The sequence below is a fragment of the Nostoc sp. JL31 genome (assembly GCF_017114965.1).
In the GTDB taxonomy this organism is placed as follows: domain Bacteria; phylum Cyanobacteriota; class Cyanobacteriia; order Cyanobacteriales; family Nostocaceae; genus Nostoc; species Nostoc punctiforme_A.
Genome location: NZ_JABXKO010000036.1, coordinates 21,876 through 35,433 on the forward strand (window position 1 = coordinate 21,876; position 13,558 = coordinate 35,433).

Annotated in this window: 10 protein-coding genes and 1 other RNA gene; 8 read left to right on the top strand and 3 right to left on the bottom strand. The window is 41.7% G+C overall.

Going from position 1 to position 13,558, the window contains the following annotated elements; translation table 11 throughout:
• Window positions 1–17: 17 nt before the first annotated feature.
• Together xylB and HWQ43_RS07840 are read left to right on the top strand one after the other, a co-directional pair.
• Window positions 18–1,484, top strand: coding sequence for a xylulokinase (gene xylB, locus HWQ43_RS07835; protein ID WP_292731921.1), 1,467 nt, complete (start codon window positions 18–20; stop codon window positions 1,482–1,484).
• 63 nt (window positions 1,485–1,547) lie between these two features.
• The gene (locus HWQ43_RS07840) at window positions 1,548–2,273 is read left to right on the top strand and encodes a gamma-glutamylcyclotransferase (protein ID WP_292731923.1); all 726 of its coding nucleotides are present in this window, start codon (window positions 1,548–1,550) and stop codon (window positions 2,271–2,273) included.
• Here HWQ43_RS07840 and HWQ43_RS07845 read toward each other — a convergent pair.
• Window positions 2,251–3,090 carry a class I SAM-dependent methyltransferase gene (locus HWQ43_RS07845; protein ID WP_292731925.1) on the bottom strand — a complete coding sequence of 280 codons (840 nt, stop codon included), beginning with the start codon at window positions 3,088–3,090 and terminating at the stop codon, window positions 2,251–2,253. The genes HWQ43_RS07840 and HWQ43_RS07845 overlap by 23 nt on opposite strands.
• 160 nt (window positions 3,091–3,250) lie before the next feature.
• Window positions 3,251–3,754, bottom strand: a complete 504-nt coding sequence (locus HWQ43_RS07850; protein ID WP_292731927.1) for a GNAT family N-acetyltransferase — start codon at window positions 3,752–3,754, stop codon at window positions 3,251–3,253.
• Window positions 3,755–4,183: 429 nt separating this feature from the next.
• Between HWQ43_RS07850 and HWQ43_RS07855 the strand changes: the two genes are divergently transcribed.
• A complete protein-coding gene (locus tag HWQ43_RS07855; RefSeq protein WP_194040625.1) occupies window positions 4,184–4,669 on the top strand; it encodes a sulfur transferase domain-containing protein in 486 nt (161 codons plus the stop codon).
• A 296-nt stretch (window positions 4,670–4,965) separates the two neighbouring features.
• On the opposite strand, the gene HWQ43_RS07860 is transcribed toward HWQ43_RS07855, so the two are convergent.
• On the bottom strand, window positions 4,966–5,289 hold the full coding sequence (locus tag HWQ43_RS07860; RefSeq protein ID WP_292731931.1) for a hypothetical protein: 324 nt from the start codon (window positions 5,287–5,289) through the stop codon (window positions 4,966–4,968).
• Window positions 5,290–5,762: 473 nt separating this feature from the next.
• Here HWQ43_RS07860 and HWQ43_RS07865 point away from each other — a divergent pair, with 473 nt between their 5' ends.
• From HWQ43_RS07865 to HWQ43_RS07885, 5 genes are all read left to right on the top strand, one after another.
• The gene (locus tag HWQ43_RS07865; RefSeq protein WP_292731933.1) at window positions 5,763–5,921 is read left to right on the top strand and encodes a hypothetical protein; all 159 of its coding nucleotides are present in this window, start codon (window positions 5,763–5,765) and stop codon (window positions 5,919–5,921) included.
• Window positions 5,922–6,051: 130 nt separating this feature from the next.
• The gene (locus HWQ43_RS07870; RefSeq protein ID WP_292731935.1) at window positions 6,052–6,576 is read left to right on the top strand and encodes a pentapeptide repeat-containing protein; all 525 of its coding nucleotides are present in this window, start codon (window positions 6,052–6,054) and stop codon (window positions 6,574–6,576) included.
• Window positions 6,573–7,739: a 5-(carboxyamino)imidazole ribonucleotide synthase gene (locus HWQ43_RS07875; protein ID WP_292731937.1), complete on the top strand. Its 1,167-nt coding sequence runs from the start codon at window positions 6,573–6,575 to the stop codon at window positions 7,737–7,739. Before HWQ43_RS07870 ends, HWQ43_RS07875 begins: the two co-directional genes overlap by 4 nt.
• 60 nt (window positions 7,740–7,799) lie before the next feature.
• Window positions 7,800–7,983, top strand: a non-coding RNA gene (gene ssrS / locus HWQ43_RS07880) — 6S RNA.
• A 136-nt stretch (window positions 7,984–8,119) separates the two neighbouring features.
• Complete coding sequence (locus HWQ43_RS07885) at window positions 8,120–13,519, top strand: ATP-binding sensor histidine kinase (RefSeq protein ID WP_292731938.1); 5,400 nt, start codon at window positions 8,120–8,122, stop codon at window positions 13,517–13,519.
• Window positions 13,520–13,558 lie beyond the last annotated feature (39 nt).

Below are 13,558 nucleotides of genomic sequence, written 5' to 3' on the forward strand. Positions count from 1 at the left end.
AGGATTTGGAGGGGCAATTGAGGGACATCATAGTTGGCTTAGACTTGGGTACAGGAGGAGTACGAGCGATCGCAGTTGCTCTGCAAGGGCAAATTATCGCTCAGTCAACCAGAAGCTATCCCCTGTTAACTCCACAACCCGGTTGGACGGAACAGAACTCATCGGATTGGGTTGAAGCAAGTTTGAATGCTCTCTTCGATGTTACTCAACAGCTAAACGGACATCGTGCGATCGCCCTCGGTTTATCTGGACAAATGCATGGCATGGTTCCTCTCGACGCTCAAGGTAAAGTAATCAGACCGGCAATTTTGTGGAATGACCAGCGCACCGGTAAAGCTGTTGCTGAGATTGAAGCCGCTATTCCCCGTCAGGAGTTGATCCAGCGCACTGGAAATCCAGCAATTACAGGATTTCAACTGCCGAAGCTTCTATGGTTGCGGACTGAAGAACCACAAGCATACACTCGGTTGTGGCAGATTCTTTTGCCAAAAGATTATCTGGGATATGTGCTAACTGGCGAAGCAGTCACAGAACCATCTGATGCTTCTGGTGTCGGCTGTCTGAATCTGGCGAATCGGCAATGGGATACAGATATTCTCCATACTCTTGATATCAATCCAGCATTATTCCCCCCAGTCATCGAATCTACTGCGATCGCTGGACGGTTAAAATCAGAAATAGCCGCCCGTGTGGGTTTACCTGTGGGATTACCTGTGGTTGCAGGTGGAGGTGATAATGCCGCCGCCGCCATCGGTTTGGGCATCTCATCAAGCAACCTGAGCCGGGGTAGTTTGAGTATTGGTACATCGGGAGTGATCTTTGCACCGTGCGATCGCCCAATTCCCGATCCAGAAGGTAGGGTACATTTGTTCTGCCATGTGGATGGTGGCTATCATTTGCTGGGGGTGACGCTAGCAGCAGGTGGTTCTCTGCGTTGGTATCGAGATATATTTGCACCGCATATATCCTACACCGATTTGATGGATATGGCAGAGCGATCGCAGCCTGGGGCGCGTGGTGTTCTATTTCTACCCCACCTCGCGGGAGAACGCAGTCCCCACCTCGATCCAGATACTCGTGGTGCTTTCGTGAATCTGTCATTAGCTCATACCCAGGCAGATATCACTCGTGCCGTCCTGGAGGGGGTTGCATTTAGCTTGCGGGAGGCATTGGAGGTAATTAGTGCGATCGCTCCCCTCGATCAACTCTTAGCAACGGGTGGAGGCGCACGTTCTCACATCTGGTTACAAATTTTGGCAGATGTTTTGCAAACCAAACTTATTGCTCCCAAAGCCGAAGAAGGAGCTGCTTACGGAGCAGCTATTTTGGCAATGGTGGGGATTGGTGTTTATCCGAATTTAGAAACTGCACTCAAGATTTTACCGCAGGCTAGTAATGTAGTACAGCCGCAGGCAAATCCTTTGTATGAAGCAGGGTTTAACCGTTACAAGCTACTTTACGATACATTGAAAGCTGTTCGTTGATAATTAAATTATCTTAAAGTTAGAGTGAGTTACTGAAGATTTACAGAAAAAATAATCTACATTATGTCACTCAGTCGTAGCGACCTCGAAGCCGGAAATATACAGACTAGACTATTAGAAGCATCACACTCTGGAATCAAGCTAACTACCCTGAGTGAAGATGAGTTACAGCGATCGCTTGATAAAATACTACAACAACAGCCACCAAATTCTGATATCTGGATATTTGCCTACGGTTCGCTGATTTGGAATCCCCTAATCACATACGTCGAGCGCCGTGCTGGGATCATTTATGGTTGGCATCGGTGCTTCTGTACATGGATGATCCTCGGTCGCGGTACTCCAGATAATCCCGGATTACTCTTAGGACTCGATCGGGGTGGTAGCTGTCGTGGGGTTATTTATCGCATTGCTGCTGCCGATGTCCCATCTGAATTACTGCTGATTTGGCGACGAGAGATGTTAGCTGGTGTCTACATTGCTCGGTGGGTGAAGGTATTTGACGGTACGCAGGAATTTTCAGCGATCGCTTTTGTTGCTAATCGCCAACATCCCAGATACGCTCATCAGTTACCATTCACAACTACTGTTAATAGCATTGCCACCGCATCAGGAAAATTGGGTTCCTGCGCTGATTATCTGATGAAAACTGTTGAAGGATTGATTGCAGAAGGCATTAAAGATAGACAATTACTCTTATTACGCAAACAAGTGTTGGCAAAACAACAAGCGCTTTTAGTTAGTGGCGATCGCTCTACTTTACCGCCTATTTCCGGGCAACAGCCATGATGTGAGCGCTCATCCCCAGTATAGAGGGTTCGGTTTCTAACCAGCGAATCGCTTCTAAAAGGCGATCGCGGCGACCTACATCATTCCAGTGTTCCTGAAAGTTTTGTAATAACCAGCCTGGCCCTTCAATCGCTAAAATCTTTTCAGAATGTAAACCCACTTCTTCAACCTCTGCTCTGAGTTCTTCTGGATGATGAAAGAAGGTTTTTGTAAAGTAGCGAGGATGGTTGTTTGGGTTGCGGTGTTGACCATCAATCAAATCCTGTTTAACAATCTCTACAAACTCTGGATCATCTAAATGTCCCCGAAATAATCCATCTAAGGTTGAAGCAAAGCGAGAAACTCCCGCAGCAAAAACAAAACCTCCAGTTTTTAAGATCCGATGAGCTTCACGCAAAGCAATAATCCGATCTGTGCGCTCGGTCAGATGATACAAAGGCCCAAGTAAGAGAACAGCATCAACACTATTATCTGCCCGATTGAGTTGCCGAGCATCTCCAACTGCCAAACTAGCTAGAGGATATTTCGGTTGAGCTTGAGACAAGTGCCGGGCTTGCTCTATGTGCAAAGGAACCGCATCAATGAGGTGGACTTCATAGCCTTGTTGAGCAAGCCAAAAAGAATAAACGCCAGCACCACCGCCAACATCGAAAATCACTGCGGGAGGAGGCGGTAGGTAGCGGCTAATAAGTTCTTGGCTTCGGGCTAATTCCAGCAAACCTGCACCTTTTGATAACCGGTCTTGCTCACGACCACTCGCGTAATGGATTAACGCTTCATCTCCAAGCAGATTGTTTAATTCAGATAAATCTGGCATCGTGAATCTCAACTTCAATCAAATCATTATCTTTAAGGTTATATAGCTCCCGAAGTTAAGTACTTACTTTCATCATAGATTATGTAGAAAAAGTGGTCGTAATTTGGCGAAAATAGTATTGATGCCAACATTTTTAAAGTTATTAAAAATATTTACCTTCTCAAATTGATTTCGGTGCAGTAGCTAATGTTTTACTCATTTTAGTAACTGGAACAAATATCCCACTTCTTAAATAATGAGGTGGTTTTTGGATGGCAGTAAATCCCAGTCGTAAATAAAACCCTTCAGCATAAAGGCTAGCAGTTGTAATTACCTTATCTATACCTTGCTCAGTTGCTTCGTCGCAAAAATGTTGAACTAAAGCACGGCCAATCCCTTTACCTTGATATTTAGGATGGACATACAGCCCGATAAGTTCATCAACAATGAAACTAGCAAAACCTATAACAACATTTCCCTCCATCGCAACCCAGAAAGATTCGGTTTTCATACTCTTCAAGATATTTGAACCATCAGGTTTATCGCGGTAATTGCGCCAAGCTAAAAGTTCTTTTTGGGTGTAGAAAGTTGCAGGTAAAGCTTTGATAGCAGCAATATGAATTGCACTCAGCACCCACGCATCTGTTTCTTGGGCAGGTCGAAGAGATATTTCGTTAGCGCTCATAGGTTCAGGGCTGGCATTCAGATTACAAGAAGAGGCAGGGGGAAAGAAGTATGAATGAAAACTTTAGTTCTGGGGCATTTGCCCAGTTTAAAAAGAAGAATTGTTCTATTTATACACTTGTTCACGAAAATCTTGATCCAATTGCTCCCCTAACTTGCCCAATAGTATAACTCTTGAAATATAATCTACAGTAATCTTATCGACAAAAAGTATAATAAGCTTTAATCAACACTAATTCTATCGGTAAACCGTATATTATGGATAAAGCAATAAAATAACCGCCTTCAAAAGACAAATTTTGAAGTAATTAAGCAATATCTTGTGATATTTGGCTAATTTTGCTGGGTTTATTTTGAATATCTTCTCAAAGCTTGCGCCCTTAGAGTGTTTACCAAGCTGGCAGACATTAGAAAGTCAAAAGGAGTGAATGTGATCAACGCCATACAAATTAACGAAAACTTGACAACAACAGGACAAGTCATACCGAAACAGCTTGAGCAAGCTATTCAAGAAGGTTTTAAGTCCGTTCTCAATTTGCGATCGCCTGATGAACTAGGATTTTCTAAGGATGAGCAAAAAGTAGCGGAAGCATTGGGGCTGTATTATCAAAATGTTCCACTCAAGGTGGATCTCAAAAATTTGAATGAAGAGGTGATTACCAAAATCCTCACAACACTCGAACAAATCCCAAAACCAGCAGTTGTGCATTGTGCCGCCGGGATGCGGTCGACTGGAATTGCGCTGTTGAGTATCGCTATCCAGGAAGGATTAACACCAGAGGAAACCTTAGCAAAAGCAAGAAATCTCGGCTTTGGATTCTTTGAACACGCTGGTGTTAGTCCCCGATTGAAGCAATTATTTGTGGACTACGTTAACAAACACGCAAAGGTAGCTTTACCTGCTAGCTGCTCTTAGATGTTAGTTATTCTAATTGTTATGTGCTAATAGATTAGACGGTTGCTATACAAATCATTGAAGAAGAATTCAGAAGTCAGAATTCAGAATCAAGATTCTCTCTATCTTTGTGCAGCGCGTAGCTTGTTTGTTTGCAGCGGTGGCGAGTCGTACAGAATTCAATTCTGTTAGCGGATAGCTAAGGTTTAGCCCATTCTGGCTCCTGACTTCTGAATTGTTTCTTCTTCAAAATTAAAAACTGCTCTTGCTGAAAGTAGACAAGAGCAGTTTTGAATAGCAAAGCCCAACATAAAAATTTAGGCATCTTCAAGTTCAAATTGAGCCACCGTAACAGCATTAAAAGCGAAAGCTAAAACTAATGGCATCGGCGACTGAAACCAAAAGGTAAAAAGAACAGCTAGGATTGTGCCAATTACTGCGGACATTGACCACAATCGTTCTTCCAAAGTCAGTCCCTTTTCGGCTTTAATCAATCTGAGAACATGAACTGGAATTGGCTCCGGCATTACCCCACCCGGAGGGAAAGCCCAGAAGTTGTTACGTCGCTCAACAAATAAATCTGTCCAGCCATTTTCTTGGCACCATGCCTCAATCCATTGAAGTGAGTAATGATTCATCATCGGGTTTCAGAGTTCGGTTTGTGGAAGTTGTGTGCTTGGTGAATGTAAACTCTTAGAGATTCCTGAAGAACTAACTAATCGCTATAAAATTAACGCTAATTGTCGAACTTTAAGCTTTGTTAAGCAATTGAGACGCATATAATTACGCTCAAACCTTGCTTTCATTAATTAAAAGACTAACAGTTCATGGGGGATGTTGAATTTAAAATACAATAAACTTTACTTGAAACATGGAAAGTCAAGAATTTTAAATAACTCAGTGAGTATTACTGCTCAATAAAACTCTTTATATCTTGAAATTCAAATCTACAAATGAAGAATTGTAAATAAATCAACGAGCGTAGGCATAGCCCATACTAAACATTGCTTTATTCAGCTAAATTATTCCTTGAGAGTTAGGAATTCAAAGTTTTATCTTCAGCAAGAGCGATAAGTTATGCTCCCCGTCTCTGTTTTGCTAAAGCTTGCTTGATGTGACAGGTAATTTATACTCAGTCATTGCGATCTGTATTGTATTTAATAATTATTGTTCTGAATATCTAAATTTTAGTGCGATCGCCTACGGCGGGGCTTCGCCCATCGCAGATTGCCACTCTCTACCCCAAGTAACAGGGAGAATTTTGCTAAAGTAAGAAGCTTATGCTCTTTTTGCGTTACAAAATATTAAGCAACGGAAATACACGTTCTCCAAGTCCAGTAGCAAAGCTGCGAGTCTTAATTTAGTACGATGCAGTCTTGCTAATATTCAAGTGCGGTAATTAAATGCGGGGATTATACACCAAATTGGCTCTTAATATATTTTGGCGGCAAACACTAGCATTCCTTCTCGGAATTATTATCTGGTGTGTGGCCAATCCAGCAGTGGCAGTAGACTGGACTCATCCACTGTCATTTAGCAATGCAGAGCTATCAAGACGTGATTTTTCAGGTGAAAGTTTGCAAGCTGCGGAGTTTTCTAACGCCAATATGGAATTGGCTAACTTTACAAACGCTGACTTACGGGGAGCAGTCATGAGCGCTTCGGTGATGACAAAAGCAAATCTCCACGGAGCGGATTTAACGAATGCAATGGTCGATCAGGTAAACTTGACTAAGGCAGATTTGAGCGATGCAGTTTTCAAAGAAGCTCTTTTGCTCCGCGCCATATTTAATGATGTAAATATAGACGGTGCAGATTTTACAGATGCAATTTTGGATAGAGCGCAAATCAAAGAACTGTGCGAAAAAGCCAGTGGTGTGAATTCCAAAACAGGCGTGCAAACTCGTGATTCTCTAGGATGTCAATGAAACGTGTTGGTGTAATTGGTGGGGGACAACTTGCCTGGATGATGGCGGATGCAGCACAGAAGCTAGGAGTAGAATTAGTAGTACAAACTCCAAGCGTTCACGACCCGGCCGTGTCAATCGCTCAGGAAACTGTTTTCGCACCAGTTGATGATGCAAGTGCTACGGAAATATTAGCTCAAAAATGCGATGTTATCACCTTTGAAAACGAATTTGTTAACCTGCAAGCTTTATCTGGTTTAGCACAGCAAGGCGTTTATTTCCGTCCCAAATTAGAAGCTTTAGCTCCTCTTTTAGATAAATATCATCAGCGTTGCTATTTACGCGACTTGGGATTACCAGTTCCTCAATTTTTCGCTCTCGACGAGGTGGAAAATGTCAAATCAAAAATAGAATATCTAGGTTTTCCAGTAGTTTTGAAATCCCGCCGTCATGGTTATGATGGTCAAGGTACTTTCATAATTCAGGATTTTGCTACTTTAGAACAAAAGTTAAGTGATGAAACCACAACAAAAACTTTAAATCAATCACTTTTCTTGTTAGAAGAATTTGTCCCCTTTGAAAGAGAACTAGCAATAATTGCAGCTCGTTCTGTAAAGGGAGAAATTGTCACTTATTCAGTAGTGGAAACCCAACAAGAACAACAAGTTTGTCGGCGGGTGATTGCGCCAGCCGAGATTACGCCTAATCAAGTAGCAGAAATCCAAGCGATCGCACATACTCTATTAAATAGCCTAGAAGTAGTGGGAATTTTTGGAATTGAGCTATTTCTCAGGGCTGATGGCAAAGTTTTGGTCAATGAAATCGCACCCCGTACCCATAATTCTGGGCATTTTTCTCTTGATGCTTGTGAAACTTCTCAGTTTGAGCAACACCTCCGAGCCGTTTGTGGTTTACCTTTAGGGAATCCAGCTTTACAGTGCGCTGGTGCTGTAATGGTCAACCTACTGGGGTATGAAAATTCTCACAGCGACTACCAAAGCCAGCGTCAACAAATAGCAGCAATTCCCCAGGCGCACGTTCACTGGTATGGGAAGACAGAATCACGTCCTGGGCGGAAGTTGGGACATGTCACTGTTTTGCTGGATAATCAAAATCAAAAATCGGCGACTGCATACGCCAACGACATCGCCCACACCATAGAATCTATCTGGTATCCCAGGTAAATTGATCAGAAACTTTCGATATTGAACACACAACATCTTTTGAAAAGCTATAATGAGTGAGTTGCACTACGACGTTGGTGACTGCCATCAAGTTTTTTGATCTATGCCTTTAATGACAAGGGAGTCAACTGTTCTCGTGGCAGTATACCGGGCATGTACCCGGAAACTTTAAACGAGGAATTTAGGTTCCCACCTGGATAAACCCAGGTCATAAACTTAGGTAAAACGGCGTCGCGGTGAACTTAAAATTATTAGCTCCCAAAGTCAGTTAGAACTTGGGAGCTTTAATTATTTAAATCAGTTTAAAATAAGCGAACTGACAGTAAAGATTGTTATGTTTTTGGGAAACCTAGATACTGAGGTTTCAAGAATTAAGCCCTATGGTCAGCATTCCCGGATATCACGTTAGCAAAGAACTCTACAATGGTTCTCGAACCTTGGTTTATCGCGCTAATCGAGAAACTGACCAAAAATCTGTGGTGATTAAGCTAATGAAAACCGCTTATCCCAGTTTCAGCGAATTGGTACAGTTTCGCAACCAGTTTACCATCGCCAAAAATTTGAATCTACCTGGAATCATCCAAACATACAGTCTGGAACCCTATCAGAATGGCTATGTGTTAGTGATGGAAGACTTTGGAGGAATTTCCTTGAAGGAATGGGGAGTGAGGGGAAGGGTAGAATCTCTGATGGAGTTTTTACAAGTAGCGATCGCTCTGTGTAATGCATTAGATATTTTAATTCGTTATCGGATCATTCACAAAGATATTAAACCCGCCAATATTTTAATTCATCCAGAAACTAAAGAAGTTAAGTTAATTGACTTTAGTATTGCATCTCTGTTGCCACGAGAAACTCAAATCCTCATGAGTCCTAATGTACTAGAAGGGACACTCGGCTATTTGTCTCCAGAGCAAACTGGACGGATGAATCGGGGAATTGATTACCGGACTGATTTTTATTCTCTGGGTGTAACTTTTTACGAATTACTAACAGGGCAATTACCATTTCAATCGCACGACCCGATGGAATTGATACATTGTCATATTGCCAAACTTCCGTCTTTAGTGCATGAGATTAATCCGCAAATTGCGCCTGTACTCTCATCTATTGTGAGCAAATTGATGGCGAAAAATGCCGAAGACCGCTATCAGAGTGCATTTGGGCTGAAATATGATTTAGAAAATTGTTTGGCTCAACTCAAGGAGACAGGGAAAATTGTAAGTTTCCCAATTGCTCAACGGGATGTGTGCGATCGCTTTATTATCCCAGAAAAACTCTATGGTCGTGAGCATGAAGTTGAAACTCTGCTCAAAGCTTTTGACCGCGTTACCAACAACCAAACAGAATTAATGCTGGTGGCTGGTTTTTCTGGTATTGGTAAAACTGCTTTAGTTAACGAGGTTCATAAACCTATTGTCCGGCAACGGGGCTACTTCATCAAAGGCAAATTTGACCAATTTAATCGGAATATTCCCTTCTCCGCTTTTGTGCAGGCATTTCGAGACTTAATGGGACAATTACTGAGTGAAAGTGATGTCCAATTGTCAACTTGGAAAAATAAAATTTTACAAGTGCTGGGCGATCAAGGGCAAGTCATTCTTGAGGTAATTCCTGAACTAGAACAAATTATTGGTCAACAACCACCTGCAACGGAACTTTCACCAAGCGCAGCCCAGAATCGCTTTAATTTACTCTTCCAAAAGTTTATTCAGATATTCACCACAAAAGAACATCCATTAGTAATTTTTCTCGATGATTTGCAGTGGCCTGATTCTGCATCACTCAAATTGATGCAGTTGTTGATGAGTGATTCAGGAAGTGGAGCTTTACTTTTAATTGGGGCTTATCGAGATAATGAAGTATCTACAGCGCATCAGTTGATGTTGACTTTAGCGGAGATTCGCAAAGCCAATGCGACAATTCACACCATTACTTTAGCTCCGTTAAGTAAAGCTAGTTTAAATCAATTGCTGGTTGATACCTTGAGTTGTTCAGATAAAATTGCCCAACCCCTAACTAAACTCGTCTATCAAAAAACTCAAGGAAATCCATTTTTTGCAACGCATTTTCTCAAAGTATTATATGAAGACGGACTGATTAGTTTTAATTTTGCTCAAGGTTACTGGCAATGTGATATTGCTGCTGTGAAGGCACTTGCCCTTACCGATGATGTTGTAGAATTCCTAGCGTTACAGTTGCAAAAGTTGCCAACAGCAACGCAAAATGTGTTGAAATTAGCTGCGTGTATTGGCAACCAGTTTGATTTGCTAACCTTAGCAATTGTTTCTGAACAATCGGAAACCGAAACGGCAGCATCTTTATGGAAAGCTTTGCAGGAAGAATTAATTTTACCTACTACTGAAGTTTATAAATTCTTTCAATATAGTGATCATGATTCTGACTCAAACCCATTAAATTGCAATTTCCAAGTCCCCATCTACAAATTTTTACATGACCGAGTGCAACAAGCGGCTCACTCTCTAATTCCAGATGAAGAGAAACAATTTACCCATCTTAAAATTGGTCAATTACTCTTGCAAAATACCTCTGAGTCACAGCAAGAGGAGCGAATTTTTGAGATTGTCAGTCAGTTAAATCGGGGAATATTGCTAATTACCCAATCGGCTGAACGTCAACAATTAGCTAAGTTAAATCTGAATGCTGGTCGAAAAGCGAAAGAAGCTACCGCTTATGGTGCAGCAATTCATTACTTCTATTCTGGAATTCAGCTGCTAATAATTAATAGTTGGGAAATCGCCTACGAATTAACTCGAAGTTTATACGAAGAAGCTGCCGAAGCTGCTTTTCTCAATCATGAATTTGAGCAGATGGAATCTCTTATCCAGGTGGTCATCGAACAAACAACCACCCTACTAGATAGAGTGAAAGTTTATGAAGTTCAACTCCAAGCTTATCAGGTGCGGAATCAATCATTCAAAGCGATCGCAATTGGGCGTGAACTTCTCGCTCAACTTGGGGTAACATTACCTGAATCAGTCACACCTCCAGACATTCAGGAATCTGTAGTCAACACGCTCTCTACCTTGGCTGGCAGAAGTATTCAGGGCTTAGTTGATTTGCCATTGATGAATGATCCCAAAGCTTTAGTTGCTTTGCGGATTATGGCTAGCATCGCTCCCGCCATCCATCAGGCTGCGCCTTATCTGTTCCCAATTATTGCCTGTGAAGAGGTGAATTTATCTCTTAAATACGGCAATGCACCACTTTCTGCACCAGGGTATGCAGATTTTGGAATTGTACTTAATATTTGTAACCAACTGGAGTCAGGCTCAGAATTTGGCCAGCTAGCTTTAATGCTTGTGGATAGATTTCAAGCAAAATCTGTTCAAAGCATGACTATATTTAAAGTGGCTGCATTGAATCAATGTAATAAACAACATGTTCGCACCTCAATTAGTTTATTACAGGAATCCCATAGTTTTGGATTAGAGACAGGCGATTTATTTCATGTGCTAGCATCGATGATTTTCAAGTTATTCTATGTCTATTTAAGTGGCACAGAAGTTTTAGAAGTTTTGCTAGCAAATATCAAAGCTTACGAGTCTAATTTTGCCAAAAATCAGCGCTTATTAAATTGGTCTAGTATAGTCTGTCAAAGTATTAACAATTTAACTGCATATAGCGATAATCCAGAATGCATTTTTGGTGAATATTGTCAAGAAGAACAACTCTTATCTGCGCTCATTAAAGAGAACGACGAATTAACACTCCATATATTTTTCTTAAGTAAGTTAACACTCAGCTATCTATTTGAGAACTTTCCGGCGGCAGTTGAGAATGCAAATCAGGGAGAGCAATACCTCAACGGTGCAGCAGGAATGCTATCTGTGCCTGTTTTCTACTACTATGATTCTTTGTCTCGGCTAGCTGCCTATCCAACGGCTGAACCATCTCAACAAGAGCAATTACTCTTAAAGGTTGGCGAAAATCAAGAAAAATTGCAGTTTCGAGCCAACTTCGCACCGATGAATTTCCAGCACAAATTTGATTTGGTGGAAGCAGAACGGCATCGAGTTTTGGGCGAAAAAATAGCAGCAATAGAATTATACGATCGCGCCATAACTCTAGCTAAAGAAAACCAATATATCCAAGAAGAAGCCCTAAGTAATGAACTAGCTGCCAAGTTCTACCTCGACTGGGGCAAACAAAAAATCGCCCAAGTTTATATGCAAGAAGCTTATTATTGCTATGCTCGTTGGGGCGCTAAAGCCAAAACTGAGGATTTAGAAAAACGCTATCCTCAACTCCTGGCTCCCATCTTACAAGGGCAGCATCATCGCTTTCAACTGAATTCAACTGTCGAAGCATCATCATTTCCACATCAAACCATCCATACAAACCTTTCTAGCAGCAGTATTTCGGAAGCCCTCGATTTTGCCACCATCTTTAAAGCCGCACAAGTTCTCTCCAGTGAAATTCAATTAGAGCAATTACTCACTACCCTTTTGCAAGTAGTAATGGAAAATGCTGGGGCACAAAAAGCTGCATTACTCGTACTCCAACAGGGTGATTTAGTGGTTGAAGCTGTAGCCACTATCAATGAAGGAGTCACTCTGGTATCTGTACCATTGTCAATTAGCGAAGGCATTCCCATTACACTGCTAAACTATGTCAAACGCAGCTTAAAAACTGTTGTGCTGGATGATGCAACAGCACAAACTGATTTTATTGCCGATTCATATTTTATGCAGCAACAACCTAAGAGTGTGTTGTGTACGCCAATGTTAAATCAGGGTAAACTTATTGGGCTGCTATATCTAGAAAATCCGCTGACAATTGGTGCATTTACAAGCGATCGCACTGAAGTAATCCAACTGCTATGCGCTCAAGCTGCCATCTCTCTAGAAAATGCCCGTCTTTATCAAGAATCTCAAAATTATGCCCAACAGTTAGAGCGATCGCTACAAGAACTTGAGCATACCCAATTACAAATGGTGCAAAATGAAAAAATGGCAACCTTGGGTAATTTGGTTGCTGGGGTAGCACATGAAATTAACAATCCGATTGGATTTCTCAAAGGCAGCCTTAACAATGCCAAAGAGTATACTCAAGACTTACTTGCTCATATCCAATGCTACCAACAACATTATCCCAATCCAGCGATCGCAGTCATTGAGCATGGCGAAGAAATTGACCTAGAATTCCTGACTGAAGACTTACCAAAGCTAGTAGACTCGATGAAGGTGGCTTCAGAAAGGATCAAAGATATTAGCATCAGTCTTCGCACCTTTTCCAGAGCCGATACAACCGAAAAAGTTGCTTGTAACCTCCATGAAGGGATTGAGAGTACTCTATTGATTTTGAAGTATCGCCTCAAAGCTAACGAAAAACGTCCAGCGATCGAAGTCATCACCGAATACGGTAAATTACCGCCTGTCAAGTGCTTTTTAGGACAGTTAAATCAAGTATTTATGAACATCCTCGCTAACGCAATCGATGTCCTAGATACTTCCTGCGAGGGGCTTTACTTTGCCCAAGCGCAAGCTAATCATCACCAAATACTGATTCACACCGAAGTATCAAGCGAACAAAATATGGTGGTAATTCGCATCAAAGATAACGGTCAGGGGATGCCAGAGGAGATTAGATCGCGGATCTTCGACCACCTATTTACAACAAAAGAAGTTGGGAAAGGAACAGGATTAGGATTAGCGATCGCTCGTCAAATTGTTGAGGAAACCCATGATGGACGGTTGAGTTGCAATTCTGTGCTTGGCGAAGGAACAGAATTTGTCATTGAGATTCCAGTATTTTAACTAATTTGCGATTTTTCTCTCAATGCATAACGCTTCTAA